The following is a 25,649-nucleotide window of genomic DNA, read 5'->3' as shown; positions in this document are numbered from 1 at the left end:
TGCCGGATCCCGACCTGGGGACCGGAACCGGTCTATCGGCCGCGGAATCCGAACATGAAAAATTAGACAGATATTGTTCGGAACAGCGGGCTTTACGCTTGGTGTCGGGATGATTTATACGGTTCATTAACCAATGGCGCAAGGTGGGACCAGGAAAGTCACAGCCAATGATCGCATTTGCCGTGAAAGTGAATGTGGATCCGTCAATTCGATATTTAGGGGTAGCCGCGTCATCGAGTGGCGCGAATGAACCGCTTTCCCATCCGGGCTTTTTGGTGTTCTTGGCCCTACTGGGAAGCGGTCCGCTGAGATGTAAGGGGACATGATGGAGTTCGAGCTTCAGGCGCGCGCCGGTTCGCGCAGCGCGGGCAATCCAGCGCGGATTTTTCTGGTGGTCGACGAGCAGCCGATGGTTCGCCATGGCTTCGCCTTGTCCATCGGCGAGATCTGTCCCGGAACGCGCGTGCTGGAGGCCGGGTCGTTGAATGAGGCGTTGGAGATCGGCCGCCGGACTCCGGACCTGGCCCTGGTCCTCTACGATCCCGGCCAGCCGCGCGGGGAAACGGGCGGCACGGTGGATGACGCCGGTGGCGGGGCCATCCCCGGATTGCGCCGGTTGAAGGAGACGCTGGGCGACGTGCCCGTCCTGATCCTCACCAACTCCGACGAGGTCGCCGACATCGTCGACAGCGTCCGCATGGGCGCCCGCGGCTATGTGCTGAAGACCAGTCCGCCGGAGGTGCTGGAGCATGCCATCTCGCTGGCGCTCAGCGGCGACATCTTCCTGCCGCTGCCGCGCGCGGTGCTGAACGGGGCGTTGGCCGAGGGACCGCAGGGCGGCGACGATATCCTGGACCGGCTGACCGACCGGCAGCGCGACGTGTTCGAGCTGCTGCTGGCCGGCCATTCCAACAAGGAGATCGCCCGTGGCCTGGGCGTGCTCGAAGGCACCGTGAAGGTGCATGTGCGCGCCATCATGCAGAAGTTGGGGGTGCGCAACCGCACCCAGGTCGCCGTGGTCGCCGCCCGCAACGGCTGTTTCACCGGCGAGGGCTGACGGCCGGGCTTCGTCCGCATTGCTTGAACGGTTCCGCTTCCGGCAGACTGGCGCCCCTATGATCCAGTGGGGAGCGGGCGCTTGGTTCAGGTGGCGGTGGCCGGCAGGCCGGGAAATTCGACGCGCGAGGACAAGAAGGTCGCCGTCCATGGCGCCGCGACCGTCCGGTTCGAGCATCGCCACGGCGAGACCCGGCTGGCGACGCTCTATCACCATGACCCGTTGCGGGTGCTGATGCCGGCGCCGCGCCGCGACGATTTGCCCATCGCCGTGCTGGCCACCACCTCGGGCGGGATGGTCGGCGGCGACCGTCTGGACATCGCGCTGTCCGTCGGGCCGGGCGCCAGGGCGCTGATCACCACCCAGGCGGCGGAGAAGGTCTACCGCTCCACCGGCGCCGATTGCCGCATCGATACGGTGCTGGCGGTGGAGGATGGCGGCTGGCTGGAATGGATGCCGCAGGAGGCCATCGTCTTCGAAGGCTCCCGCCTGCGCCGGCTGACCCGCATCGATCTCGCCGGGACCGGCCGCCTCATCGCCGGCGAGATGCTGGTCTTCGGCCGCGCCGCCTTCGGCGAGACGGTGAGCCGCGGCCTGATCCGCGACGCCTGGGAGGTCGTCCGCGACGGCCGCGCGGTCTGGGCCGACGCCCTGCATCTGGACAGCGACATCGCCGAGGCGCTGGCCCATCCCGCCGGCTTCGGTGGGGCCGCCGCCTGCGCCACCCTGCTGCACGCCGCTCCGGACGCCGCCGGCCGTCTCGACGCGGTCCGCGCGCTGGCCCAGTCGCTGGCCGAGCCGTCGGCCAAACCGCTGGAGGGTGTCCGCATCGGCGCCACCGCGCTGGACGGGCTGCTGGTCGTCCGCATCCTCGGCGGCGAGGCCCGCGCGGTGCGCCGGGCCTATGCCGCGCTGTGGTCCGGCCTGCGCGCCGAGGCCGCCGGCCTGCCGACCCGCCTGCCGCGGCTGTGGGAGGTGTGACGGCGGCGTTCAAGTTCCGCCGCCAGCCTTTTCAATCCCCTACGTCATACGACGCACTTGGCGCGCCGCGCCATCGTGGCATAATCGCCGCCGACAACAGGGTGGCGAAAGGGCATTCCCCCGATGAACCTGACAGGGCGCGAGAAGGACAAGCTGCTCGTCGCGATGGCGGCGATGGTGGCGCGTCGGCGGCTGGAGCGTGGCGTCAAGCTGAACCATCCCGAGGCGGTCGCCCTCATCACCGACTATGTGGTGGAAGGTGCCCGCGACGGCCGCACGGTGGCCGAGCTGATGCGCGACGGCGCCACCGTGCTGACCCGCGATCAGGTGATGGACGGCATCCCCGAGATGATCCACGACATCCAGGTCGAGGCGACCTTCCCCGACGGCACCAAGCTCGTCACCGTCCACCAGCCGATCCGTTGAGGGGGCAAGCCCATGAAACCCGGTGAAATCCTCCCGGCGGCCGGCGAGATCATACTCAACGACGGCCGCGAAACCGTCGAACTCGACGTCGCCAATGCCGGTGACCGGCCGATCCAGGTCGGCTCGCACTTCCATTTCCACGAGACCAACGGCGCGCTGACCTTCGACCGCGAGAAGGCGCGCGGCTTCCGGCTCGACATTCCGGCCGGGACGGCGGTGCGCTTCGAGCCCGGCCAGACCCGCCGGGTTACGCTGGTCGCCTATGGCGGCGACCGCGTGGTGATCGGCTTCAACCGCAAGGTCAACGGCGCCCTCTGACGGGCCGACAGGAAGGGCGAAGGACCATGGCACACCGCATCGACCGGGCCGAATACGCGGCCCTCTACGGCCCGACCACCGGCGACCGCATCCGGCTGGCCGACACCGACCTGATCGTCGAGGTTGAACGGGACCACACCGTCTATGGCGAGGAGGTGAAGTTCGGCGGCGGCAAGGTGATCCGCGACGGCATGGGGCAATCCCAGCGCTCGCGCCACCAGGGAGCGGTCGACACCGTCATCACCAACGCCCTGATCATCGACCATTGGGGCATCGTCAAGGCCGACATCGGCATCACCGGCGGGCGCATCGCCGCCATCGGCAAGGCCGGCAACCCCGACATCCAGCCCGGCGTCGACATCATCATCGGGCCGGGCACCGAGGTGATCGCCGGCGAGGGCAAGATCGTCACCGCCGGCGGCATCGACGCCCACATCCATTTCATCTGTCCGCAGCAGGTGGACGAGGCGCTGAACAGCGGCGTCACCACCATGCTGGGCGGCGGCACCGGCCCGGCCGCCGGCACCTCCGCCACCACCTGCACGCCGGGGCCGTGGCACATGGAGCGGATGCTCCAGGCCGCCGAGGGGCTGCCGATCAATCTCGGCTTTTTCGGCAAGGGCAACAGCAGCCGTCCCGATGCGCTCTTGGAGCAGATCGCCGCCGGCGCCTGCGGCCTGAAGCTGCACGAGGATTGGGGCACCACGCCCGACGCCATCGACACCTGCCTGACCGTCGCCGACCAGCTCGACGTCCAGGTGGCGATCCACACCGACACGCTGAACGAATCGGGCTTCGTCGAGGACACCATCGCCGCCTTCAAGGGCCGGACCATCCACACCTTCCACACCGAAGGGGCGGGCGGCGGCCATGCGCCGGACATCATCCGGGTGGCCAGCCTCGCCAATGTGCTGCCCAGCTCGACCAACCCGACGCGGCCCTTCACCATCAACACGGTGGACGAGCATCTCGACATGCTGATGGTGTGCCACCACCTCAGCCCGCGCATCCCGGAGGACGTGGCCTTCGCCGAAAGCCGCATCCGGCGCGAGACCATCGCGGCGGAGGACATCCTGCATGACCTGGGCGTCTTCTCCATGATCTCGTCGGACAGCCAGGCGATGGGCCGGCTGGGCGAGGTGGTGATCCGCACCTGGCAGACCGCGCACAAGATGAAGCTCCAGCGCGGCCGGCTGCCGCAGGAGACCGGCGACAACGACAATTTCCGGGTCAAGCGCTACATCGCCAAATACACCATCAACCCGGCGCTGTCGCACGGCATCGGCCATGTCGTCGGCTCGGTCGAGGTCGGCAAGCTGGCCGATCTGGTGCTGTGGTCGCCGGCCTTCTTCGGGGTCAAGCCCGACATGGTGATCAAATGCGGCACCATCGCCGCGGCGCTGATGGGCGATCCCAACGCGTCGATCCCGACGCCGCAGCCGGTGCATTACCGTCCGATGTTCGGGGCCTTCGGCCGGGCGATGCAGGCCAGCAGCGTGACCTTCGTCAGCGCCAAGGCGCTGGAGCGGGAGGTCGGCCGCCATCTGGGCCTGCACCGCGAGCTGATCGCCGTCCGGGGCACCCGCGGCGTCGGCAAGGCGGACATGATCCACAATGACGCGATGCCGCACATCGAGGTGGATCCCGAGACCTACGAGGTGCGGGCGGACGGGCAGCTGCTGACCTGCGAACCGGCGGAAATCCTGCCGATGGCCCAGCGCTATTTCCTGTTCTGATGGTAGGCTCCCTCTCCCGGGGCGGGAGAGGGCAATGGTGGCGAAGGCTCAAACAGTTGATCGGTGTATTCGATTCAGGACATGGCGGGTTGACGGTGCTGCGCGCCCTGGTGGACGCCGCACCCGGTCGGCCCTTCGTCTATCTCGGCGACCATGCCGCCGCTCCCTATGGCCCGCGCAGCGAGGACGACATCTACCGGCTGACCATCGCCGGGATGGACCGTCTCTTCGCCCAGGGCTGCCGGCTGGTCGTCATCGCCTGCAACACGGCGGCGGCCGTCGCGTTGCGTCGGTTGCAGCAGGAATGGCTGCCGTCGGCCCATCCCGGCCGCAATGTGCTGGGCGTGCTGGTGCCGATGGTGGAGGCGATCACCCGCGTGCCGTGGATGATCGACACCGTCCCGCCCGACCATCTCGCCGAGCCGCGCACCGTCGGCATCTTCGCCACCCTGGCGACGGTCAATTCCGGCTCCTTCCCGCGGGAGATCGGCAAGCGCGCCCCCTCCGTCCGCGTCGTGCAGCAGGCCTGTCCCGACCTCGTGCCGCTGATCGAGCGCGGTGCCGCGGATGGGGAGATCGAACCGGCGGTGGCGGGCTATGTCCGCGTGCTGCTCGACAAGCTGGGCCGGCAGCCGCTCGACGCCGTGGTGCTGGGCTGCACCCATTATCCGCTGGTCCGGCACCTGTTCGCCCGCGCCCTGCCGCCGGGGGTGGAGATCCTGTCCCAGCCGACGCTGACCGCCCGCTCGCTGGAGCAGTATTTCGGGCGTCACCCCGAATACCGGCCCGATCCGGCCGAGCACGACCTGAAATTCTTCACCACCGGGGACGCGGCGCTGGTCAGCGAACTGGCCGGCCGCTTCTTCGGCCACCCGACCCCCTTCGAACGGCTTCGCTGATGACCGACCCCACCCGCCGCGCCACCCGAGTCCATGCCCGCGGCCATTGGCCGGCCGAGCGGGCCGCCGGCACCGTGACGCTGGCCTTTGACGACCGCTTCCGCCGCCGCATGGCGATGACCGACGATGCCGGCGGCGCCTTCCTGCTCGACCTGCCGCGCGCGGTGGCGCTGGACGACGGCGACGGGCTGGAACTGGGCGACGGCAGCTTCCTGCGTGTGGTCGCGGCACCCGAGGCGTTGATGGAGGTCCGTGTGCCCGGCCCGGTCGAGGCCTTCGCGCGGGTCGCCTGGCATCTCGGCAACCGCCACCTGCCGGTGCAGATTGCCGGCGACACCATCCGGCTGCGCCGCGACCATGTGATCGAGGATATGCTGCGCGGGCTTGGCGCCGAGGTACGTGACGTGACGGCACCCTTCATGCCGGAAGGCGGCGCCTATGGCGGGCATTCGCATGGCGGCGGACATGGGCATTCGCACTGAGTTGGATGGGGTTTCCACCCACGCCCTGACGCGGCTGCTGGCGTGGCTGTCGCCGAGCTTTCCGGTCGGCGGCTTCTCCTACAGCCATGGCATCGAGGCGGCGGTGGAACAGGGGCTGGTGCGCGACCGGGCGACGCTGATCGCCTGGCTCGACGGCATCCTGCGCCACGGTGCCGGGCGGACCGACGGCATGCTGTTCGCCGCCGCCCACCGCGCCGTGCTGACGGGCGACGAGGCCGGTTTCGCCTGGGCGGTGGAGCGGGCCGACATCCTGCGCGCCTCGGCCGAGACGGCGCTCGAATCGCGGGCGCAGGGACAGGCCTTCCTGCTGGCCATCCGCGCCGCCTGGCCGCTCGACGGGCTGGCGCGCTGGGACGCGGTGATCACCGCCAGCGGACGGCCGGTCGCCTATGCGGTGGCGGTGGCGCTGGCCGCCGCGCTGATCGGCGTGGCGGAGGGGCCGGCGTTGACCGCCTATCTGCATGCCTTCGCCGCCAATCTGGTGTCGGCCGGCGTCCGGCTGGTGCCGCTCGGCCAGACCGACGGGCAGCGGGCGCTGGCCGCCCTCGACCCCATCACCCACCGGGCGGCCGAGGCGGCGCTGTCGGCTCCGCTCGACGATCTCGGCGGCCGGGCGATGGCCGTCGACTGGACCTCGATGATCCACGAAACCCAATATACGAGGCTGTTCCGCTCATGAGCGCTCTCCCCGCTATCGAAAAGAGCCACGCCGGTCCGCTTCGCGTCGGCATCGGCGGTCCCGTCGGGTCCGGCAAGACCGCACTGACCGACGCGCTGTGCAAGCGCATGCGCGACGATTGGGAGGTCGCGGCGATCACCAACGACATCTACACCAAGGAGGATGCGGAGTTCCTCACGCGCTCCGGCGCCTTGAAGCCGGAACGGATCATGGGGGTGGAGACCGGCGGCTGTCCGCACACCGCGATCCGCGAGGATGCCTCGATCAACCTCGCCGCCGTCGACCAGATGAACGCGAAATTTCCCAACCTCGACCTGATCTTCATCGAATCGGGCGGCGACAACCTCGCGGCGACCTTCTCGCCGGAACTGGCGGACCTCACCATCTACGTCATCGACGTGTCGGCCGGCGACAAGATCCCGCGCAAGGGCGGGCCGGGCATCACCCGGTCGGACCTGCTGGTCATCAACAAGACCGACCTCGCCCCGATGGTCGGCGCCAGCCTGGAGGTGATGGACCGCGACGCCCGCAAGATGCGTGGCGACCGTCCCTTCGTCTTCGCCAACGTCAAGGCGGGCCAGGGGCTGGACGCCATCCAGTCCTTCATCGTCCAGCGCGGCGGCCTGCCCCTGCCGGGCTGATCTCCGTCCGCGAACGGGGTCCGGGAACCTCCGGCTTGGCCATGCTGTTCATCCGGCATGCGACGACCGAAGCCGGAGGATGCCCCGATGACGCGCCCGACTACCACCGCGCCCCCTGCCGCGCCCGTGTTGGGCACTGTGTTGGGCAATGCCCTGTTGCTCGCCGTGCTCGGCTCCCTGTCAATCGCGGCGCCGGCGCTGGCGACCGATGAGTGCGCCGCCGGTCTGGACCGGCTGGGGCAACAGGCAGCGGCGCTTGAGGCGGCTGGCCCCGGCACGCCGGCCCCGGTGACCCAGCAGGAAACCGCGCAGCTCCGCGCCTTGCAACAGGCGGCCCAGGCCGCCGCGCGGAAGGGCGACGCGCCCGCCTGCCAAGCCATCCTTGGCGACGCGGCGGCATTGCGGGATTCGATCGCCCATCCCCGCGCGATCGCCGCCGACGATCTGGAAAACGCCAAGTTGCGCAGCCCGGACGGCAAGGATCTGGGCAGCATCTCCGAACTGATCATCGATCCGGGCACCGGCCGCGTCGCCTATGCTGTTGTCGAGCTGGGCGGCTTTCTCGGCATCGGCGATGCCGACTTCGCCGTTCCCTGGGCGTTGTTCTCCCCGTCGGGCGATGGCTACGTCCTGAATGTTCCGAAGGAAAAGCTGACCAACGCGCCGCGCTTCGACGACAGGAACCGCCCGAACATGAACGACCGTCAATGGGCGATGGCGGTGCACACCTATTACGGCGTGTCGCCCTATTGGATGCGCGATTCGGCGACGCTGGCCGCCATCGCCGGCGCATCGGGCGGGAGCGGGGACGTGGCGGCGGCACCGCTGCGCCAGGAGGTTCAGCGCCTGTCGCAGGAGGTCGCCCGGCTGAACCAGGAATTGCAGCAGGCGCGTGGCGCCGCCGGTTCCAGCGGGGCGCCCGCCGACACGGGAAGCGGGCAGGGGAGTGGTTCGCCGGCCGCACCGAACGCCGCTTCGCAAACACCGGCCGGGAACGCTCCCCCCCAGCCGCCGGTTTCCCAACAGTGACGTGATACCCATCCGATGGCGGACGATCCCCGACCGGAACCCGCATTCAGGAGGACCGACATGGAACTCTCTTCCATCACGGACGGCGCCCGGCGCACCCTGCGCGACGTTGGCGACCGCATGGACAAGTCCGGTAATGGCTACGGCATCAATGTCGGGCATGGCGAGCGGCTGGCGTCGCTGGCCGGCGGCGTGCTGCTGGCGGCTTTCGGACTGCGCCGGCCCGGTTGGAGCGGTGCCGCCCTGGCCCTGGCGGGCGGCGCCTTGGTGGCGCGTGGACTGACCGGCCATTGTCCCGCCAAGGCGATGCTGTCGGCGCGGGAGCCTCATGGCCGTGACCGGGGTGACCGGACGGCGATCCCGGCCCAGGATGTCGAGCATGGCACCGATCCCTATTCCCGCCATCCCGGTGATATCTACACCCATGAGTGCGAGGAGGAGATCGTCGACGAGGCCTCGCAGGAATCCTTTCCGGCCAGCGACCCACCCTCCTTCTCGCCGGGCGTCACGCGCTAGGGATGTCGGGCTTGGCAAGCGGCCCGCACCATAACGGAACTGTCATTAAGAAGCGGCCTGTCATCCTGTCGCGGGCAAGCCGTCTTTGATATGGATCAATGAAAGTCAATATTGGAGGTCTGTTGCCATTTACTGCGAATGATGGGAGAAATGTTGTGGGTTGACTGGCATGCATAAGCGGAACGCATCTGTTTATCATTGCGGAGACGTGTTGTCTGGTCTATGGTGCGCTGCACAAGGAACGGCGCCGTGCTTGCCTATGCTTGCGGCCGCTCCCCCCGTCACATCGACCGCAGGACAGTTCGCATGACCACGATCATTCCCGCCGCCGCCACGCTCGAAGGCAAGAAGGGGCTCGTCCTCGGCATCGCCAACGACCAGTCGATCGCCTGGGGCTGCGCCCGCGCCTTCCGCGCGCTGGGTGCCGACCTTGCGGTCAGCTATCTGAACGACAAGGCCAAGAAGTTCGTCGAACCGCTGGCCCAGCAGCTCGAGGCCGAGATCTTCGAACCGGTGGACGTCACCGGCGAGGGCGAGCTGAAGGCGATCTTCGACAAGATCGGCGAGAAGTGGGGCAAGCTCGACTTCGCGCTGCACAGCATCGCCTTCGCGCCGAAGGAGGATTTGCACGGCCGTGTCGTCGATTGCTCGCGCGAAGGCTTCCAGCAGGCGATGGACGTCTCCTGCCACTCCTTCATCCGCATGGCGAAATATGCCGAGCCGCTGATGAAGGATGGCGGGTCGCTGTTCACCATGTCCTATTTCGGCGCCAACCGCGTCATCGACAATTACGGCGTCATGGGACCGGTGAAGGCGGCGCTGGAGGCCAGCGTGCGTTATCTGGCGGCCGAGCTCGGCCCGAAGGGCATCCGCGTCCACGCCATCTCCCCCGGCCCGATCAAGACCCGCGCCGCCTCCGGCATCGCGCATTTCGACGAGCTGCTGGACAAGGCCGCCGATCGCGCCCCGGAAGGCCGTCTGGTGACCATCGAGGAGGTCGGCTACACCACCGCCTTCCTCGCCACCGACGGCGCCAAGGGCATCACCGGCGACACCACCTATGTCGATTGCGGCTATTCCATCATCGGCTGAGATCGACGGCTGAGATCGGCGGATTTCCGGTTGCGGAAAGGGGCGGGTGCGGCGACGCATCCGCCCCTTTCCATGGAGGTCCGCATCCCTCGGGTGCGTCAAATTGCCGTGTGACGCTGCCGGCTGTTCTGGTGCGGTGGTAACACCAGCCATACTCCGCCAAAACGGGGTGCCGGTACGGGGGAGGCGGCAAGGTCATGGGCGCCATCACATGGCGACGGCAGTTGAGCGTCGGCCAGCCGGCCATCGATGACGATCACAAGCATCTGATCGAGTATCTGAACGAACTCGACGCGGCGCTGGCGGCGCCGCGCTTCCAGCCGGCGCGTGTCGCCAAGATCCTGATCAAGCTGCTGGAATACACCAAGGAGCATTTCGCCCGCGAAGAACGGATCATGCAGATCGTGCATTATCCGAAATTCCAGGAGCATGTCGCCATGCACCGCGCCGCGGTGCAGAAGGTCAGCGAGCTGTCCAACCAGTTTTCCAGCGATCCCACCCATGAGAACGCCGAGAAACTCTATAAATTCACCGCCGACTGGCTGGTGCGCCACATCATCCTGATGGACACGCAGCTGACGCCCTATGTGCGGGGCGTGTGGGCGTAAGGGGATGTGGGCGTGAGGAGGCGGAGTCCCGCTTACCCGACGAATTCCGTCACCCGGTAACCCTGGGCGTAGAGCAGGGCGGTCAGGTCGCCATGGTCGACGCGGGCGCGGGCCTCGGCGGCGACCACCGCCTTGGCGTGGAAGGCGACGCCCAGGCCGGCGGCCAGCAGCATCGGCAGGTCGTTGGCGCCGTCGCCGACGGCCATGGTCTCGGCGACCGGCACGCGATGCTCGCCGGCATAGGCCATCAGCGCCTGGAGCTTGCTGTCCTTATCGAGGATCGGTTCGATCACCTTGCCGGTCATCACGCCGCCCTTCACCTCCAGCTCGTTGCCGCGGTCGTCGTCGAAGCCGATCCAGCCGCGCACCCGGCCGGTGAAGCAGCGGAAGCCGCCCGAGACCAGGACGCAGACGGCGCCGTTGGCGCGCATGGTGCCGACCAGTTGCGCCGCGCCGGGCATCAGGGTAGCGCGGCGCCACACCTCGTCGATGACCGTCTCCTTCAGGCCCTTCAGCAGGGCGACCCGCTCGCGCACCGCGTCCTTGAAGTCGATCTCGCCATTCATGGCGCGGGCGGTGATGGCGGCGATGTGGTCCTTCAGCCCGACATAATCGCCCAGCTCGTCAAGCATCTCCTGCTCGATGATCGTCGATTCCATGTCGGCGACCAGCAGCCGCTTGCGCCGCGTCGCCGCCGGCTGGGCGATGATGTCCAGCGTGGCGCCGCCGAGCGCGTGGCGGATCGCCGCCTCCGCCTGCTCCGGCGCCAGATTGCCGAAGGGCAGGTCGCAGGCGCCGCCCGGCGCCAGCCAGTCCGGCAGCCCGGCATCGGCGCCCAGCCCGACCAGCGCCGCCTTGGCGGTCTGGACGGCGGCCTCGTCGAGGGTGGCGGTGCGGGGGGCGATCAGCGTGGCGACGGCGTTCATCGGCGGGTGTCCCGAGGAAAAGAGGGCCTTTGCGCGCTGCCTAGCACAGGCGGGGGGCCGGGTCCAACGAAGCTTCGGTGTCGGCGCGCTTGGATGTTGCAATGCGGGCGCCGGGGCGCCATGGAAGGGGGATGAGCGACCTCATCCCCCATCATACCGCCCATCTCACCGACGTCGTCGTCATCGGTGGCCCGACCGCCTCGGGCAAGTCGGGACTGGCGCTCGCCATCGCCGAGGCGTTCGACGGCACCGTCATCAATGCCGACAGCATGCAGCTCTATGCCGAGCTGGATTTGCTCACCGCCCGGCCGCCGGCCGAGGATCTGGCGCGGGCGCCGCACCGGCTCTATGGCGTGCTGCCGGCGGCGGAGCGCGGGTCTGCGGCGCGCTGGCGCGGGATGGCGTTGGCGGAGATCGCCGCCGCCAAGGCCGCCGGGCGCTTGCCGGTGGTGGTCGGCGGCACCGGCCTCTATCTGCGGGCGCTGATGCAGGGGCTGAGCGAGGTGCCGCCCATCCCGGACGCGGTGCGCGCCGCCGCCCATGCCCGGCTGGCGGTCCTCGGCGGCGAGGCCTTCCGCGCCGAGCTGGTCGCCCGCGATCCGGCCTCGGCCAGGCTCAACCCCGGCGACACCACCCGCCTGACCCGCGCCTGGGAGGTGCTGGAGGCGACCGGCCATGCCCTGTCGCATTGGCAGGGCCGGACCGCCCAGGGCGCGCCGGAGGATTTGCGCTTCACCATTCTGGTGCTCGATCCGCCGCGAACCGACCTTTATGCCCAATGCGACGAGCGCTTCGGCCTGATGATGGAGCAGGGGGCGCTGGAGGAGGTACGGCGACTGGACAGCCTGGCGCGCGAGCGAGCGCTCGCTCCCGACCTGCCGGTGCTGAAGGCGTTGGGCGTGCCGGAACTGCGCCGCTTCCTGCACGGCGAAATCCCGCTGGATGAAGCGGTCACCCTGGCCCGGCAATCAACCCGCCGCTATGCCAAACGGCAGGTGACGTGGTTCCGGCATCAGATTGTTGGCAAAACACCCGATTTGCTGGTAAGTCATACAGGACAGCATAGCTGCCATACCATCGAGCTGCCTTGTTCGCCTGCGGTACGAAATGCAATGCTCGACCGCCTGAGAACGATACTAAATTACTGATCCGAAGGAGAAGCACCGTGTCGGTTGATTGGGGCCATGTGTTCGCGGGCCGCGTGGGCGGCATGACGGCGTCCGAAATCCGGGAGTTGCTGAAGCTGATCGATCGCCCGGAGATCATCTCCTTCGCCGGTGGCATTCCCGATCCGGATCTGTTCCCCAACGCCGCCATCGCGCGCGCCTATGAGAAGATCTTCCAGTCGAATTCCGGTGCCGGCGCCGCCCTGCAATATTCCATCACCGAGGGCTATACGCCGCTGCGGGAATGGATCTGCGATTATATGGGCGGCAAGGGCGTCAACATCGGTTTGGACGGTGTTCTGATCACCAATGGCTCGCAGCAGGTGCTGGAGTTCGTCGGCAAGCTGCTGATCGGCCCCGGCGACAAGGTGGCGGTGACCCGCCCGACCTATCTCGGCGCGCTTCAGGCCTTCTCGCCCTATGAGCCGACCTATCTCTCCATTCCGATGGATGAGGAGGGGCCGGAGATGACGGCGCTGACCGAGGCGCTGGCGCAGAAGCCGAAATTCTTCTACATCGTCCCCGATTTCCAGAACCCCAACGGCACCACGGTGACGCTGGCCCGTCGCCACGCCATCCTGGACGCCTGCGAGGCGGCCGGCGTGCCGGTGATCGAGGACACCGCCTATTGCGAGCTGCGCTATGACGGCGAACAGCTGCCGCTGCTGGCGGCGCTGGATTGCGAGCGCAATGGCGGCAAGCTGACCAACGTCATCTTCGGCGGCACCTTCTCCAAGACCATGGTGCCGGCGATGCGCGTCGGCTGGGTCAACGCGGCACCCGAGGTGGTCAACCGGCTGGTGCTGATGAAGCAGGCCGCCGACCTGCATGCCAGCACGATCAACCAGATCGTCATGCATGACGTCGTTTCGCAAATCTTCGACAGCCACCTGAAGCTTCTGCGCTCGCAGTACAAGGAGCGCCGCGACGCCATGCTGGCGGCGCTGGAGGAGTACGCCCCGCCGGGGGTGACCTGGACCCGGCCGGAAGGCGGCCTGTTCGTCTGGATCGAGGCGCCGGAGGGTGTCGACGGCACCGAACTGCTGGCCCGCGCCATCAAGGAGGCCAACGTCGCCTTCGTTCCCGGCTCGGCCTTCCATGCCGACCGCTCGGGCAGGAACACGCTGCGCCTCGCCTTCTCGGTCACCAAGCCGGAGCAGATCCGCGAAGGCATCCGCCGGCTCTGCGGGCTGCTGAAGACCGCCGCCTGACGCCCCCCCGCCGTCGGTTCGTCGTCAAATCGCAACGGCGGCCGCGCTTCGGTGCGGCCGCCGTTCGCGTGTGCGGCGGAGGGCGGGGCGTGGGACGTGGATTGCGACAGGTGCGCAACATTTGGAAAAACTGCGGCAAAAAAACTTTGCGAACATTCGCGATTGGGGTTGACCTATGACGGATGATTTGACTAATTTGCCCGTCCCAGCACACGCCATCGGGGCTAAGCCGTTGTTCTGAACGGCATCCTCTCCCGGCGGGGTTGGTGTTCCCAAGGAACCGGGCGCCCTAGAGGAGGCGCCCACATGAGAAGGTCGTGACCGATGTCCGAACAGAAGCTGACCGGCGCCCAGATCATCATCAAGGCCCTGAAGGATCAGGGCGTTGACATCATCTTCGGCTATCCCGGCGGCGCCGTACTTCCCATCTACGACGCGCTGTTCCAGCAGAACGACCTGAAGCATGTCCTTGTACGCCACGAGCAGGCCGCGGTTCACGCGGCGGAGGGCTACGCGCGCTCGACCGGCAAGGTCGGCTGCGTGCTGGTGACCTCCGGCCCCGGCGCCACCAACGCGGTGACCGGCCTGCTGGACGCCCTGTGCGACAGCATTCCGATCGTCTGCCTGTCGGGCCAGGTGCCGACCCACCTGATCGGCAACGACGCCTTCCAGGAGGCCGACACCACCGGCATTACCCGTCCCTGCACCAAGCACAATTATCTGGTGAAGGATGTCGACAATCTGGCCCGTACCCTGCACGAGGCCTTCTATGTCGCGCGCAGCGGCCGTCCCGGCCCGGTGCTGATCGACGTGCCCAAGGACGTGCAGTTCGCCGACGGCACCTATGTCCCGCCGGCGGAGGTCAAACACAAGACCTACCGGCCGCAGGTGAAGCCGGAGATCGCCCGCGTCGAGGAGGCGGTGGAACTGATCGCCAACGCCAAGCGGCCGGTGTTCTACACCGGCGGCGGCGTCATCAACGCCGGCCCCTTCGCCGCCAAGCTGCTGACCCAGTTCGTCAAGGCCACCGGCTATCCGATCACCTCGACCCTGATGGGGCTGGGCGCCTTCCCGGCGTCCGAAAGCCAGTGGCTGGGGATGCTCGGCATGCACGGCACGTACGAGGCGAATCTCGCCATGTACGAATGCGACGTCATGATCAACATCGGCGCCCGCTTCGACGACCGCGTCACCGGCAAGCTGTCGGCCTTCTCGCCGGGGTCCAAGAAGATCCATGTCGACATCGACCCCAGCTCGATCAACAAGAACGTCGCGGTCGACATCCCGATCGTCGGCGATTGCGGAGCCGTGCTGGAGGACATGCTGCGCATCTGGAAGGCGCGGGCCAAGTCGCCGGACAAGGCCGCGCTGAAGGGATGGTGGAGCAAGATCGAAGGCTGGCGCGCCCGCAACTGCCTGAACTACAACCGCACCGAATCGGTCATCAAGCCGCAATACGCGCTGGAGCGGCTGCGCGAGGCCCTGCGCGGCAAGGACCATTACATCACGACGGAGGTCGGCCAGCACCAGATGTGGGCCGCCCAGTTCCTGCCCTTCGACCAGCCCAACCGCTGGATGACCTCGGGCGGGCTGGGGACCATGGGCTACGGCCTGCCGGCCGCCATCGGCGCCCAGCTCGCCCACCCCGACGCCATCGTCGTCGACGTGTCGGGCGAGGCCAGCTTCCTGATGAACATGCAGGAGATCGGCACCGCCGTGCAGTACCGCGCGCCGGTCAAGATCTTCATCCTGAACAACCAATATATGGGCATGGTGCGCCAGTGGCAGGAACTGCTGCACGGCTCGCGCTATTCCCAGAGCTACTCGGAAGCCCTGCCGGACTTCGTGAAGCTGGCGGAATCCTGGGGCTGCGTCGGCCTGCGCGCCACCACGGTGGCCGAGGTCGACGAGGTGATCGAGAAGATGCTAGCCGTCACCGACCGCCCCTGCATCATCGACATCGCCGTCGATCCGAAGGAGAACTGCTTCCCGATGATTCCGGGCGGCAAGGCCCACAACGAGATCCTGTTCGGTCCGGAAGACAGCCCGTCCGACGCCACGCCGGAAGACGGCATGGTGCTGGTCTGATCGGCTGACGACGAACGAACGGGGAGACGGGTCTCATGGAAAACGTGATCGAAAAGCACACCATCGCCGTGCTGGTGGACAATGAGCCGGGCGTGCTCGCCCGCGTCATCGGGCTGTTCTCCGGCCGCGGCTACAACATCGAAAGCCTGACGGTGGCGGAGGTGAACAACGCCGACCATCTGTCGCGCATCACGCTGGTCACCTCCGGCACCCGGATGATCATCGAGCAGATCAAGGCGCAGCTCGGCCGGCTGGTTCCGGTCCACCGCGTCCATGACCTGACCGACGAGGGGCCGTCGGTGGAGCGCGAGCTGGCGCTGGTCAAGGTCGCCGGCACCGGCGACAAGCGGATCGAGGCGCTGCGCCTGGCTGACATCTTCAAGGCCAAGGTGGTGGACGCGACGCTGACCAGTTTCATCTTCGAGCTGACCGGCACCACCGAGCAGGTCGATGATTTCGTCGGCCTGATGACCCAGCTCGGTCTCGTCGAGGCCAGCCGCACCGGCGTGGTCGCCATGTCGAAGGGGCCGGCGGCGTTCTGACGCTCCCCGGAGGCTCTCTTCGGGCTCCATCGCCGTCCGGCCCGTTCTGGGTTAGGATGTCCTGGCCGGCGCAGGCCGGACGGCGAGCGGCGGGGAACGGTCATGAAGATGCTGTCGGTGGAAGAGGCCAAGGACCAGCTTGGCGCGCTGATCGAAGCCGCGAAGCGCGGCGAGGAGATCGTCCTGACCGAGAACGGCACGCCGGTGGCGCGGCTTTCGGCGACCGAAGCGGTTTCCGATCAGGAGCGCCGGAGGCTGGCAGGCGAGCGGCTGCTGAAGAAGCTGCGCAAAGGCTATGACCTGGGTGGCCGTGACTGGACCCGTGACGATCTGCATGAGCGCGGTTCCCTGCCATGAGGCCGTCCTTTGTCAGCTTTGACACGAACATCCTGTTCTATGCGGCCGACCAGCGTGATCCGGATAAATATGCGGTTGCATTGGACTTGCTGGAGAGGGCGGCGACAGCGGGTTCCCCTGTGCTGATCGCTGGGCAGGTGCTGTGTGAGCTTTACGCGTCGCTGGCCCGCAAGCGAATCCTGCCGCCGGCCGAAGCCTTGGACCTGGTTCGCGACTATGAGCAGACCTTCGAACGTCTTCCTGTCGCCAGTGACGCCTTCCGGCGCGCCTTCGAAGCCGTAGCCGCGCATGGCTTGCAAATCTGGGATGCGGTCTTATGGGCGAACGCCGATGCGTATGGCTGTAAGTATCTTGTGTCCGAAGATTTTCAGGGCGGACGGCGGCTTGGCGGCGTCACTTTCCTGAACCCCTTCACCGTGGACGGACGGCTTTTGCTTGACGCGGCCTTGCCGCCGATGGAGTAATCCGCCCCGCGCACTAATCGCTTCGTTCAACACCCGGCTAGTGAAATTTAAGGAACCATCTCCATGCGCGTCTATTACGATCGTGATGCCGACGTCAACCTGATCAAGGGCAAGAAGGTCGTCATCGTCGGCTACGGCAGCCAGGGCCACGCCCACGCCCACAACCTGCGTGACAGCGGCGTGAAGGACGTGCGGATCGCGCTCCGCCCCGGTTCGGCCACCATCAAGAAGGCCGAGACCGCCGGCTTCACCGTGATGACCCCGGCCGAAGCCGCCGCCTGGGCCGACGTCGTGATGGTTCTGACCCCGGACGAGTTGCAGGCCGACCTGTACAAGGACGATCTGGCCCCGAACATGAAGCAGGGCGCCGCCCTGGCCTTCGCCCACGGCCTGAACGTCCATTTCAACCTGATCGAGCCGCGCGCCGACCTCGATGTGTTCATGATCGCGCCGAAGGGCCCCGGCCACACCGTGCGCAGCGAATACCAGCGTGGCGGCGGCGTGCCGTCGCTGGTCGCCGTGCACCAGAACGCCTCGGGCAACGCGCTGGACATCGCCCTGTCCTACGCCTCGGCCAACGGCGGCGGCCGCGCCGGCATCATCGAGACCACCTTCAAGGAAGAGTGCGAGACCGACCTGTTCGGCGAGCAGGCCGTGCTCTGCGGCGGCCTGACCGAGCTGATCCGCGCCGGCTACGAGACGCTGGTCGAGGCGGGCTACGCCCCCGAGATGGCCTATTTCGAGTGCCTGCACGAGGTGAAGCTGATCGTCGACCTCATGTATGAGGGCGGCATGGCCAACATGCGCTACTCGATCTCCAACACGGCCGAATATGGCGACTACCGCACCGGCCCGCGCATCATCACGCCTGAGACCAAGGCCGAGATGAAGCGCGTGCTGACCGACATCCAGGAAGGCCGCTTCGTCCGCGACTGGATGCTGGAATGCAAGGCCGGCCAGCCGTCCTTCAAGGCGATCCGCCGCCGCAACGCCGAGCACGAGATCGAGAAGGTCGGCGAGAAGCTGCGCGCCATGATGCCGTGGATCGCCGAGCGCCGTCTGGTCGACAAGTCGAAGAACTGATCCGGCGACAGCCTGCCGGTTCGCGGGAAAGCGCGTCCCTTCGGGGGCGCGCTTTTCATTTGGGGGTCAACTGGTCCGGGGCGATGGCGAAAATCGTCGAGAAGGCCAGGGTGCCGGCGTCGGTGATCATGACCGCGCGGCTGTCGGGGATGCGGGCGATCCAGCCGCGGTCCAGCGAACAGGTCAGCAGCGCCGCACCCAGCCGTCCGGCCAGATGATCGTAGCAGGTGCGCGCCGTCCGCAGCGCCTGGTCCTTCGGGCCGGGCGGGCGGGATCATCCGCTGGCGCGGCCTGTCCCTGCCGCGGGATCCGGCGGTATGGCGCCGCTTCCTGGTCCAGGCCTGCCTGAACAGCGTCCTGCCCTTCACCCTGATCGCTTGGGCCGAACGGACGGTGGAGGCCGGGACGGCCGTCATCCTCAACGTCACCACGCCGATCTTCGCGTTCCTGATCACGCTTCTGCTCACCCGGCACGAGGAGCTGACCGTCGGGAAGGCGGTTGGGGTGGGGGCGGTGGACGAAATCGGCCGTGATCTGCCGGCCCAGGGCGCCATCATCCTCGCCACCGTCTGCTATGCCGGAGCGGCCATCTATGGCCGGGCGTTCAAGGGCCTGGATCCGATCATGCCGGCCGCCGGGTCGCTGCTGTGCGGGGCTGCGCTTCTGCTGCCGATCAGCGTGGTGGTCGACCGCCCTTGGACCCTGGCGCCGTCCGGTCCCTCGCTGCTGGCGCTCGCCGGTCTGTCGGTCTTCTCGACGGCGCTGGCGTTTGTTCTTTATTTCCGTCTGGTCGACAGCCTCTGATCGGTGCCCACTACCGCGCAGGCCTATCTGCGGGTGCCGATCGGCGTCGGCATCGGCGTGCTGCTGCTCGGCGAAACCCCCGAGCCCGCCGTTCTCGCCGGCTGCGCCGCGGTGGTGCTGGGGGTGGCGGCTATGACGATTCCGGCCGGCCGGCGCGGTTGAGCGTGGCGGGTTGAGCCTGTTGGGGAGAGGATGGGGCCGGGTCAGCCCCGCGGCTCTCCGGCATCCGGCGGTGGCGGGGTTTCGGCGACGGCGGCGCGGCCGGGGTCGCGCTTCTGGGTTTCCAGCAGGATGTCGCGGGCGATCGGCGCCGCCGCGGTGGAGCCGCCGCCGCCATGCTCGACGAAGACGGCGCAGGCATAGCGCGGCGCCTGGATCGGGGCGAAGGCGACGAACAGGGCATGGTCGCGCTCGCGCCAGGGGATCTCGTCCTGCTTCTTCAGGCCGGCGGCGCGCTGGGCCATGGTGATGCGCCGGACCTGGGCCGACCCGGTCTTGCCGGCCATCTCATAGCCGACCTCGGTGATGCGCGACTTGTAGGCGGTGCCGTTGGGGGCGTTCACCACCTCGGTCATGCCGCGCAGCACGATGTCGAGATTCTCCTTTTTCACGCCGATGCCGGGCCAGGCGGTCTGTTCGCCGCTGACCGCCTTGATCTGCTTGGTCAGGTGCGGCTTGACCGCGTAGCCGCCATTGGCGACCCGGCAGGTCATGACCGCCAGTTGCAGCGGCGTCGTCAGCACATAGCCCTGGCCGATGGAGGCGACCAGCGTCTCGCCCATGTCCCAGCCCTTGCCCAGCGTCGCCTTTTTCCAGGCGATGGAGGGGATCAGGCCGGCGCGCTCATGCGGCAGGTCGATGCCGGTGCGGCTGCCCAGACCCAGCCGGTTCGACATCTCGGCGATGCGGTCGATGCCGATGCGGCGCGACACGTCATAGAAGAACACGTCGCAGGAATGGCGCAGCGCGCCGACGAAATCGACCGTGCCGTGACCGCCGCGCTTCCAGCAGTGGAAGCGGTGGTCGCCCAGTTCAAGATAGCCGGGACAGAACACGGTGTGGCGGTTGCTGACGATGCCGGATTCCAGAGCGGCCAGCGCCGCCGCGATCTTGAAGGTGGAGCCGGGCGGATATTGGCCGACCACCGCCTTGTTGTTCAGTGGCGTCGCCGGGTTGGACAGCAGCTCCTCCCACAACTCGGCGCTGATGCCCATGGTGAACTGGTTGGGGTCGTAGCTGGGGTGGGAGCACAGCGCGTAGATGCCGCCGGTGTGGACATCCATCACCACGGCCGAGGCGCTGGTCTCCTGCGACAGCCGCTCCTGCACGAAGCGCTGAAGCGCCATGTCCATGGTCAGCTGGATTTCACGGCCCGGCTGCCCCTCGTCGCGCGACAGCTCGCGGATGACGCGGCCGACGGCGTTGACCTCCAACTGGCTGGTGCCGGCGGTGCCGCGCAGAACCTTCTCGTGAAACTTCTCGATGCCGGCCTTGCCGATGCGGAAGCCGGGCAGCGACAGCACCGGATCGCTGTTGCCGCTCAGCTCCGACTCCGACACGGCGCCGACATAGCCCAGGATATGGGCGGTGGCGTCCGCTTGCGGGTAGTAGCGCAGCTCGCCGACCTCGATCGCCACGCCGGGCAGGTCGGGGGTGTTGGTCTCCAGCGTCGCCACCTGCTCCCAGCTCAGATTCTCCCGCACCGTGACGGGCACGAAACGGCGCTTGCGGTGCAGCTCGCGCAGGACCCGGCGGCGGTCGCCATCGGTCAGCGGCACGATGCGGGAGATCTTGTCGAGCGTCTCCTGGATGTTGTGGGTCCGTTCCGACACGACGACGACGCGGTAATTCTGCTGATTGACCGCCAGCGGCACGCCGAAACGGTCGACGATGGTGCCGCGCGAGGGGGCGATCAGCCGCAGGCTGATGCGGTTCTCCTCCGCCAGCATGGTGTAGCGCGCCGACTCGACGACCTGAAGATAATAGAGACGGCCGACCAGCGCGGACAGCCCGGCCAGCTTGATCCCGCCCAGAACCAGGGCGCGGCGCGCCAGCAGGCGGGAACGGTCGGTGTCGCGATCGATCGAACTCATGAGACCCGTCGGGACCCTTTACCCATTCAAGAACGCGCGATGGACGCGGATCAGCAGCCACCCCACCGCAGGAAACGCCGCCACCGTCAGCAGTCCCTGGAACAGCGCCGGCAGGATCGACAGCGCGGCGGCGTCTAGCACCGAGAAGGCCAGCCATTGCAGCAGCACGGCGCCCGCCATCACCAGCGTGAAGCCGAACCACAGCAGGGAGAAGGTGCTGGCCAGGAACACCCGGCGCTGGTTCAGCACCGCCCATTGCGCGACGACCATCAGCAGCGCATTGACGCCCAGCGGCCCGCCGACCAGGAAATCCTGCAGCAGCCCGATCAGAAAGGCCACCCCCGGACGCATCAGGTCAGGCCTGTGGATCGTCCAGTAATAGACCGAGACCAGCGTCAGGTTCGGCGCCACCGGCGCATAGCCGGGGGCCGGCACCGGGATCATGCCGATCAGCACCATCATCACCGTGACGGCGAAGGGCGCCAGATTGCGCCCGGTCTTGTCGATCTTCTGCCAGAATGTCGCCGTCATGTCGGCAATCCCCAGGCCGGTCGACGGTCCGTCGGGTTTACTTCCACTCCGGCGACGACTCCAGATCGGTGCTGGGCAGGCCGAAATCGACCAGACGCAGATGCTCGATGCGCGACAAGTCGGCGCTGGGCAGGACCCGCACGCCGCGCTCGCTCACCGCGGTCACCACGCCCACCGGCAGCCCGGGAGGAAACAGCCCGCCATCGCCCGAGGTCACCACCCGCTCGCCCACCTGGATCGGCGAATCCGGCGGCAGATAGAGAAGCTTGGCCTGGTCGGAATTGTCGCCGGCCAGGATCGAGCGCTGGCGCGTGTTCGACAGGATCACCGGAATACGGGCGTTGATGTCGGTCAGCAGCAGCACGCGTGACGACCATTCGCCGACCTCGATCACCCGGCCGACCAGACCGGCGCCCGCCAGGGCGGCCTGTCCCTTGCGCACCCCGTCGCGCTTGCCGGCGGTCACCACCAGCGTGCGGACGAAGGAACTGCCGGGGGTGGCGATCACGCGGGCGGCGATGTAGTTGACCGCCGGTTCGGGGTGGACCCGCAGCAGGCTGCGCAGGCTGTTGTTCTCGGCCTCCAGCCGCAGGGCCGCCTGCTTCCATTGCAGCAGACGGGCGTTCTCCGCCTTCAGCCGCTGGTTCTCGTCGAAGGCGTTCTCGAGCTCCACCGCCGATTCGACGACGCGCGCCGCGGTCGCCGCCGGGCGTGAGATGGCGTCCAGGATGGGGGCGAAGGCATCGGTCACCCTGGCGCGCGCGCTGTCCACCGAGACGGACTCGATCTTGCCGACCATCATCAGGGCGACGGAGGCCAGCACCAGAAGGAGGAAGGAGAAGCGTTGCGCGAGAGCCCGCAAGGGGGCGGCAAGGCGGATGACGGAGCCGGATGAGCGTGGCTTCACAGGAAATTCCCGTCCAGATACGCGGTCCGTCTCCGGTCCTCACCGCGAGGGATGAGCGGGGGACCGGAGGCCTTCCAACCAGGGATACACCAATCAGTAGGCGCTGACCAAGACGTTTCGCAGCGTCTTCATCTCCTCCAGCGCACGGCCGGTGCCGAGCGCCACGCAGGAGAGGGGATCGTCGGCGATCGACACCGGAAGGCCGGTGGCGTGACGCAGCACGAAGTCCAGATTGCCCAGCAGGGCGCCGCCGCCGGTCAGCACGATGCCCTTGTCGACGATGTCGGCGGCCAGTTCCGGAGCGGTGTGCTCCAGCGCCACCTTCACCGCCTCGACGATGGCCGATACCGGTTCGGCCAGCGACTCGGCGATCTGCCGTTCGGAGATGATCAGCTCCTTCGGCACGCCGTTCATCAGGTCGCGGCCCTTGATCTCCAGGATGCGGCCCTCGCCGTCCTCGGGCGGACAGGCGGAACCGATCTCCTTCTTGATCCGCTCGGCGGAGCCTTCGCCGACCAGCAGATTGTGGCTGCGGCGGATGTAGCCGATGATGGCCTCGTCCATCTTGTCGCCGCCGACGCGGACGGAGCGCGAATAGACGATGCCGCCCAGCGAGAGCACGGCCACCTCGGTGGTGCCGCCGCCGATGTCGACGACCATCGATCCGGTCGGTTCGGTCACCGGCAGCCCGGCGCCGATCGCGGCGGCCATCGGCTCTTCGATCAGGAAGACACGGCGGGCGCCGGCGGCCTCCGCCGATTCCTGGATCGCCCGGCGTTCCACCGCGGTCGAGCCCGACGGGACGCAGATGATGACCTGCGGGCTGGCGAAGCTGCGGCGGTTGTGAACCTTGCGGATGAAATGCTTGATCATTTCCTCCGCGACTTCGAAATCGGCGATGACGCCGTCGCGAAGCGGCCGGATGGCCTGGATGTTGCCGGGGGTGCGGCCAAGCATCATCTTCGCCTCGTCACCGACGGCGAGAACCTGCTTTTTGCCGCGCACGTTGGCGATGGCGACGACGGACGGTTCGTTCAGGACGATGCCGCGGCCCTTGACATAGACCAGGGTGTTGGCCGTCCCCAGATCGATCGCCATGTCGGCGGACAGCACGCCGAGCAGTTTGGAGAGCATGGAGCTGACGAACTCTATCAAAGCGGTTGAGACGGCCGAGCCGACGGACTGGCATAGCACGCCCGCCCCCGGTTCCATAGTCGAATGCGCCCGCACGCTCAAGCGGAGAGTGCGCCCGGCCGCCCTGATCCCTGCAACGAAAGCGGGTTCCGGTTGGACCGGTGACCGCCGCGGCATGGTGTCTGGTGACCGGGACAGTGGCGGGTCAGGGTTAAATTTCCGTCAACGGACAAAGCCTGACGGTCAAGCCCGTTGCGATCCGCCGAAAGCCCCGCTGGCCGGAGTGACGACACGCTGTCTATCCCGGTCCATGCTGCGCCGCAATAGCCTTCTGCCGGTCGCCCGGCGCCTGCCCGGCCGGGGATCAGTGGCCGGGGATCAGTGGTGGTCCGCCCCGGATTTGCCGGCCGCTTTGGGCGTCGGGGCGCGATGGCCCTCCAGCCGGTCCATGCAGGCCAGCAGCACGCCGGAAATGACGAAGGTCATATGGATGATGACCAGCCACATCAGTTCATCGCGCGAGGTCTGCGCCAGGTTCATGAAGGCCTTCAGCAGATGGATGCCCGAGATGGCGACGATCGAGGCGATCAGCTTGAGTTTCAGCCCGCCGAAATCGACCTTGCCCATCCAGTCCGGCCGGTCCTCATGGTCGGCGACGTCGATCTTGGAGACGAAATTCTCATAGCCGGCGAAGATCACCATCAGCAGGAGATTGCCGGCGAAGGACAGGTCGATGAGGGTCAGCACGGCCAGAAGCACGTCCTTCTCGCTCATCTCCAGCACATTGGGGAGGATGTGCAGGACCTCCTGGGTGAACTTCACCAGCAGGGCGCCCAGCGAAATGACCAGCCCGAGATAGAAGGGGGCGAGCAGCCAGCGGCTGGCGAAGATGATCTGTTCAAAGCGGCGTTCGATCATGATGGGGTCGGCACGTCTTCGGGTGGGAAGGGATGGGGATCATGTGTCGCAATGCTGCGCCGCAAAATCAATCGGGCAGTTCGCCCGCGGCCTTCCGGTGGCGACCCGGAGGCGGGCGAACTGGCCATTGGTCATAGGGGTTGTCATCGTACCGTAACGCCGAGGCGCTATATGTCTTGTCTTCGGATGAGACCGCCGGGAAGGGTTTGGCGACCATGAAGACCTCCGCTCCGCATATCGTGTCCGCGTTCGAGGACGCGCTGAAGCGGTTGAAATCCGCCATCGTGCAGATGGCCGGCTCTGCGGAGACGCAGATCGATCAGGCGCTGACCTGCCTGGCCCAGCGCAACCCCGAGCTTGCGCGCGAGATCGTCGAGTCGGATGCCCGGCTCGACTCCTTCGAGCATGACATCGAAGCCCACTGCATGCGCCTGCTGGCCCTGCGCCAGCCGGTGGCCGACGACCTGCGCGAGGTGATCGCGGCGCTGAAGATCGCCGGCAACCTGGAGCGCATCGGCGACCATGCCGCCAACACCGCCAAGCGCGCCGTCGCCATCTTCAGCCTGGCCGACTCCGCGTCGCTGGCGGGATTGCCCCAGCTCGGCCGGCTGGTGCGCGAACGGCTCAGCGCCGTGATCGACGCCTATGTCGACACCGACGGCGAGGCGGCCTTGCGCATCTGGAGCACGGATGACGAGGTGGATGCGCTCTACACCAGCCTCGTTGCGGAGGTGGAACGCTCCGCCCTGGCGGCGCCGGACCAATTCGCCGCGCATATGCACCTGATGATGATCGCCAAGAATCTGGAGCGCATCGGCGACCATGCCACCAACATCGCCGAGGTCGTCTATTTCGTCAGCACCGGCCAGGCCCTGACGGACCAGCGCCCGAAGGCCGATCATTCCTACGATCCGGCGGACTGAAGCGGCCGCCGCCGCGG

30 protein-coding genes are annotated in these 25,649 nt (G+C 67.5%); 24 read left to right on the top strand and 6 right to left on the bottom strand.

The features are described 5' to 3' along the window. Window positions 1–322: 322 nt before the first annotated feature. From AZL_RS36685 to AZL_RS11590, 13 genes are all read left to right on the top strand, one after another. The gene (locus AZL_RS36685) at window positions 323–1,057 is read left to right on the top strand and encodes a LuxR C-terminal-related transcriptional regulator (RefSeq protein WP_012974755.1); all 735 of its coding nucleotides are present in this window, start codon (window positions 323–325) and stop codon (window positions 1,055–1,057) included. 90 nt (window positions 1,058–1,147) lie between these two features. Then, the gene (locus AZL_RS11645) at window positions 1,148–2,038 is read left to right on the top strand and encodes an urease accessory protein UreD (RefSeq protein ID WP_042443763.1); all 891 of its coding nucleotides are present in this window, start codon (window positions 1,148–1,150) and stop codon (window positions 2,036–2,038) included. Window positions 2,039–2,161: 123 nt separating this feature from the next. Further along, window positions 2,162–2,464 (top strand): urease subunit gamma, encoded by a 303-nt coding sequence (locus AZL_RS11640; RefSeq protein ID WP_012974753.1) that lies wholly within the window; start codon window positions 2,162–2,164, stop codon window positions 2,462–2,464. Window positions 2,465–2,476: 12 nt separating this feature from the next. Beyond that, window positions 2,477–2,782 carry an urease subunit beta gene (locus AZL_RS11635; RefSeq protein ID WP_012974752.1) on the top strand — a complete coding sequence of 102 codons (306 nt, stop codon included), beginning with the start codon at window positions 2,477–2,479 and terminating at the stop codon, window positions 2,780–2,782. Between the two features lie 26 nt (window positions 2,783–2,808). Continuing rightward, entirely contained in the window at window positions 2,809–4,518 is a 1,710-nt protein-coding gene (ureC, locus tag AZL_RS11630; RefSeq protein WP_012974751.1) for an urease subunit alpha, read from the top strand. Between the two features lie 95 nt (window positions 4,519–4,613). After that, the gene (locus AZL_RS11625) at window positions 4,614–5,417 is read left to right on the top strand and encodes a glutamate racemase (protein ID WP_247894336.1); all 804 of its coding nucleotides are present in this window, start codon (window positions 4,614–4,616) and stop codon (window positions 5,415–5,417) included. Continuing rightward, window positions 5,417–5,899, top strand: a complete 483-nt coding sequence (locus AZL_RS11620) for an urease accessory protein UreE (RefSeq protein ID WP_012974749.1) — start codon at window positions 5,417–5,419, stop codon at window positions 5,897–5,899. Before AZL_RS11625 ends, AZL_RS11620 begins: the two co-directional genes overlap by 1 nt. After that, entirely contained in the window at window positions 5,856–6,599 is a 744-nt protein-coding gene (locus tag AZL_RS11615; RefSeq protein ID WP_012974748.1) for an urease accessory protein UreF, read from the top strand. Before AZL_RS11620 ends, AZL_RS11615 begins: the two co-directional genes overlap by 44 nt. Next, window positions 6,596–7,240, top strand: coding sequence for an urease accessory protein UreG (gene ureG / locus AZL_RS11610; protein ID WP_012974747.1), 645 nt, complete (start codon window positions 6,596–6,598; stop codon window positions 7,238–7,240). Before AZL_RS11615 ends, ureG begins: the two co-directional genes overlap by 4 nt. 87 nt (window positions 7,241–7,327) lie before the next feature. Beyond that, a complete protein-coding gene (locus tag AZL_RS11605; RefSeq protein ID WP_148219294.1) occupies window positions 7,328–8,269 on the top strand; it encodes a PRC-barrel domain-containing protein in 942 nt (313 codons plus the stop codon). Between the two features lie 60 nt (window positions 8,270–8,329). Continuing rightward, window positions 8,330–8,785, top strand: a complete 456-nt coding sequence (locus AZL_RS11600; protein WP_042443019.1) for a YgaP family membrane protein — start codon at window positions 8,330–8,332, stop codon at window positions 8,783–8,785. 306 nt (window positions 8,786–9,091) lie between these two features. Further along, on the top strand, window positions 9,092–9,877 hold the full coding sequence (fabI, locus tag AZL_RS11595; RefSeq protein ID WP_012974744.1) for an enoyl-ACP reductase FabI: 786 nt from the start codon (window positions 9,092–9,094) through the stop codon (window positions 9,875–9,877). A gap of 197 nt (window positions 9,878–10,074) precedes the next feature. After that, on the top strand, window positions 10,075–10,485 hold the full coding sequence (locus AZL_RS11590; protein ID WP_012974743.1) for a bacteriohemerythrin: 411 nt from the start codon (window positions 10,075–10,077) through the stop codon (window positions 10,483–10,485). A 32-nt stretch (window positions 10,486–10,517) separates the two neighbouring features. Here the strand turns inward: AZL_RS11590 and serB are convergent, their stop codons facing one another. Next, entirely contained in the window at window positions 10,518–11,411 is an 894-nt protein-coding gene (gene serB, locus AZL_RS11585; protein WP_012974742.1) for a phosphoserine phosphatase SerB, read from the bottom strand. Window positions 11,412–11,542: 131 nt separating this feature from the next. Here serB and miaA point away from each other — a divergent pair, with 131 nt between their 5' ends. The 10 genes from miaA (at window position 11,543) to AZL_RS36930 (ending at window position 19,288) form a co-directional block, all read left to right on the top strand. Continuing rightward, complete coding sequence (miaA, locus tag AZL_RS11580) at window positions 11,543–12,559, top strand: tRNA (adenosine(37)-N6)-dimethylallyltransferase MiaA (RefSeq protein WP_012974741.1); 1,017 nt, start codon at window positions 11,543–11,545, stop codon at window positions 12,557–12,559. A gap of 17 nt (window positions 12,560–12,576) precedes the next feature. After that, entirely contained in the window at window positions 12,577–13,788 is a 1,212-nt protein-coding gene (locus AZL_RS11575; RefSeq protein ID WP_012974740.1) for a PLP-dependent aminotransferase family protein, read from the top strand. 324 nt (window positions 13,789–14,112) lie between these two features. Next, a complete protein-coding gene (locus AZL_RS11570; RefSeq protein ID WP_012974739.1) occupies window positions 14,113–15,876 on the top strand; it encodes an acetolactate synthase 3 large subunit in 1,764 nt (587 codons plus the stop codon). Window positions 15,877–15,911: 35 nt separating this feature from the next. After that, entirely contained in the window at window positions 15,912–16,418 is a 507-nt protein-coding gene (gene ilvN, locus AZL_RS11565; RefSeq protein ID WP_012974738.1) for an acetolactate synthase small subunit, read from the top strand. Window positions 16,419–16,520: 102 nt separating this feature from the next. After that, window positions 16,521–16,775 (top strand): type II toxin-antitoxin system Phd/YefM family antitoxin, encoded by a 255-nt coding sequence (locus tag AZL_RS11560; RefSeq protein WP_012974737.1) that lies wholly within the window; start codon window positions 16,521–16,523, stop codon window positions 16,773–16,775. Next, window positions 16,772–17,239 carry a PIN domain-containing protein gene (locus AZL_RS11555; protein WP_012974736.1) on the top strand — a complete coding sequence of 156 codons (468 nt, stop codon included), beginning with the start codon at window positions 16,772–16,774 and terminating at the stop codon, window positions 17,237–17,239. The genes AZL_RS11560 and AZL_RS11555 overlap by 4 nt, the downstream gene beginning before the upstream one ends. A gap of 63 nt (window positions 17,240–17,302) precedes the next feature. Continuing rightward, window positions 17,303–18,322: a ketol-acid reductoisomerase gene (gene ilvC / locus AZL_RS11550; RefSeq protein WP_012974735.1), complete on the top strand. Its 1,020-nt coding sequence runs from the start codon at window positions 17,303–17,305 to the stop codon at window positions 18,320–18,322. An 83-nt stretch (window positions 18,323–18,405) separates the two neighbouring features. Beyond that, entirely contained in the window at window positions 18,406–18,540 is a 135-nt protein-coding gene (locus AZL_RS37405; protein ID WP_256373222.1) for a hypothetical protein, read from the top strand. Between the two features lie 55 nt (window positions 18,541–18,595). Beyond that, window positions 18,596–19,126: a DMT family transporter gene (locus AZL_RS36935; protein WP_371304234.1), complete on the top strand. Its 531-nt coding sequence runs from the start codon at window positions 18,596–18,598 to the stop codon at window positions 19,124–19,126. A 3-nt stretch (window positions 19,127–19,129) separates the two neighbouring features. Next, window positions 19,130–19,288, top strand: coding sequence for a hypothetical protein (locus AZL_RS36930; protein WP_012974733.1), 159 nt, complete (start codon window positions 19,130–19,132; stop codon window positions 19,286–19,288). 41 nt (window positions 19,289–19,329) lie between these two features. Here AZL_RS36930 and mrdA read toward each other — a convergent pair whose 3' ends face one another. The 5 genes from mrdA to AZL_RS11520 form a co-directional block, all read right to left on the bottom strand. Further along, on the bottom strand, window positions 19,330–21,219 hold the full coding sequence (gene mrdA, locus AZL_RS11540) for a penicillin-binding protein 2 (protein WP_012974732.1): 1,890 nt from the start codon (window positions 21,217–21,219) through the stop codon (window positions 19,330–19,332). An 18-nt stretch (window positions 21,220–21,237) separates the two neighbouring features. Further along, the gene (mreD, locus tag AZL_RS11535; protein ID WP_012974731.1) at window positions 21,238–21,750 is read right to left on the bottom strand and encodes a rod shape-determining protein MreD; all 513 of its coding nucleotides are present in this window, start codon (window positions 21,748–21,750) and stop codon (window positions 21,238–21,240) included. A 37-nt stretch (window positions 21,751–21,787) separates the two neighbouring features. Further along, window positions 21,788–22,657 (bottom strand): rod shape-determining protein MreC, encoded by an 870-nt coding sequence (mreC, locus tag AZL_RS11530; protein ID WP_012974730.1) that lies wholly within the window; start codon window positions 22,655–22,657, stop codon window positions 21,788–21,790. A gap of 93 nt (window positions 22,658–22,750) precedes the next feature. Further along, a complete protein-coding gene (locus AZL_RS11525) occupies window positions 22,751–23,791 on the bottom strand; it encodes a rod shape-determining protein (RefSeq protein ID WP_012974729.1) in 1,041 nt (346 codons plus the stop codon). 378 nt (window positions 23,792–24,169) lie between these two features. Then, window positions 24,170–24,706, bottom strand: coding sequence for a TIGR00645 family protein (locus tag AZL_RS11520; RefSeq protein ID WP_371304233.1), 537 nt, complete (start codon window positions 24,704–24,706; stop codon window positions 24,170–24,172). 218 nt (window positions 24,707–24,924) lie between these two features. Between AZL_RS11520 and phoU the strand changes: the two genes are divergently transcribed. Continuing rightward, window positions 24,925–25,632: a phosphate signaling complex protein PhoU gene (gene phoU, locus AZL_RS11515; RefSeq protein ID WP_012974727.1), complete on the top strand. Its 708-nt coding sequence runs from the start codon at window positions 24,925–24,927 to the stop codon at window positions 25,630–25,632. Window positions 25,633–25,649: the final 17 nt, after the last annotated feature.

This window comes from Azospirillum sp. B510 (assembly GCF_000010725.1).
Lineage (GTDB): Bacteria > Pseudomonadota > Alphaproteobacteria > Azospirillales > Azospirillaceae > Azospirillum > Azospirillum lipoferum_B.
The sequence above is the reverse complement of the archived record's forward strand: the minus strand, read 5'-3'. Positions and strand labels throughout refer to the sequence as shown.

What these genes read in the sequence shown, in the direction of transcription:
- AZL_RS11615 (WP_012974748.1), top strand. Translation starts at nt 5,856, where the DNA reads ATGGCGGGCATTCGCATGGCGGCGGACATGGGCATTCGCACTGAGTTG.
- AZL_RS11635 (WP_012974752.1), top strand. Translation starts at nt 2,477, where the DNA reads ATGAAACCCGGTGAAATCCTCCCGGCGGCCGGCGAGATCATACTCAAC.
- mrdA (WP_012974732.1), bottom strand. Translation starts at nt 21,219, where the DNA reads ATGAGTTCGATCGATCGCGACACCGACCGTTCCCGCCTGCTGGCGCGC.
- ilvN (WP_012974738.1), top strand. Translation starts at nt 15,912, where the DNA reads ATGGAAAACGTGATCGAAAAGCACACCATCGCCGTGCTGGTGGACAAT.
- AZL_RS11600 (WP_042443019.1), top strand. Translation starts at nt 8,330, where the DNA reads ATGGAACTCTCTTCCATCACGGACGGCGCCCGGCGCACCCTGCGCGAC.
- serB (WP_012974742.1), bottom strand. Translation starts at nt 11,411, where the DNA reads ATGAACGCCGTCGCCACGCTGATCGCCCCCCGCACCGCCACCCTCGAC.
- mreD (WP_012974731.1), bottom strand. Translation starts at nt 21,750, where the DNA reads ATGACGGCGACATTCTGGCAGAAGATCGACAAGACCGGGCGCAATCTG.
- fabI (WP_012974744.1), top strand. Translation starts at nt 9,092, where the DNA reads ATGACCACGATCATTCCCGCCGCCGCCACGCTCGAAGGCAAGAAGGGG.
- AZL_RS36685 (WP_012974755.1), top strand. Translation starts at nt 323, where the DNA reads ATGATGGAGTTCGAGCTTCAGGCGCGCGCCGGTTCGCGCAGCGCGGGC.
- AZL_RS11605 (WP_148219294.1), top strand. Translation starts at nt 7,328, where the DNA reads ATGACGCGCCCGACTACCACCGCGCCCCCTGCCGCGCCCGTGTTGGGC.
- miaA (WP_012974741.1), top strand. Translation starts at nt 11,543, where the DNA reads ATGAGCGACCTCATCCCCCATCATACCGCCCATCTCACCGACGTCGTC.
- AZL_RS11555 (WP_012974736.1), top strand. Translation starts at nt 16,772, where the DNA reads ATGAGGCCGTCCTTTGTCAGCTTTGACACGAACATCCTGTTCTATGCG.
- AZL_RS11570 (WP_012974739.1), top strand. Translation starts at nt 14,113, where the DNA reads ATGTCCGAACAGAAGCTGACCGGCGCCCAGATCATCATCAAGGCCCTG.
- ureG (WP_012974747.1), top strand. Translation starts at nt 6,596, where the DNA reads ATGAGCGCTCTCCCCGCTATCGAAAAGAGCCACGCCGGTCCGCTTCGC.
- AZL_RS11560 (WP_012974737.1), top strand. Translation starts at nt 16,521, where the DNA reads ATGAAGATGCTGTCGGTGGAAGAGGCCAAGGACCAGCTTGGCGCGCTG.
- phoU (WP_012974727.1), top strand. Translation starts at nt 24,925, where the DNA reads ATGAAGACCTCCGCTCCGCATATCGTGTCCGCGTTCGAGGACGCGCTG.
- AZL_RS11525 (WP_012974729.1), bottom strand. Translation starts at nt 23,791, where the DNA reads ATGCTCTCCAAACTGCTCGGCGTGCTGTCCGCCGACATGGCGATCGAT.
- AZL_RS11620 (WP_012974749.1), top strand. Translation starts at nt 5,417, where the DNA reads ATGACCGACCCCACCCGCCGCGCCACCCGAGTCCATGCCCGCGGCCAT.
- AZL_RS11590 (WP_012974743.1), top strand. Translation starts at nt 10,075, where the DNA reads ATGGGCGCCATCACATGGCGACGGCAGTTGAGCGTCGGCCAGCCGGCC.
- ilvC (WP_012974735.1), top strand. Translation starts at nt 17,303, where the DNA reads ATGCGCGTCTATTACGATCGTGATGCCGACGTCAACCTGATCAAGGGC.
- AZL_RS37405 (WP_256373222.1), top strand. Translation starts at nt 18,406, where the DNA reads ATGGCGAAAATCGTCGAGAAGGCCAGGGTGCCGGCGTCGGTGATCATG.
- AZL_RS11640 (WP_012974753.1), top strand. Translation starts at nt 2,162, where the DNA reads ATGAACCTGACAGGGCGCGAGAAGGACAAGCTGCTCGTCGCGATGGCG.
- ureC (WP_012974751.1), top strand. Translation starts at nt 2,809, where the DNA reads ATGGCACACCGCATCGACCGGGCCGAATACGCGGCCCTCTACGGCCCG.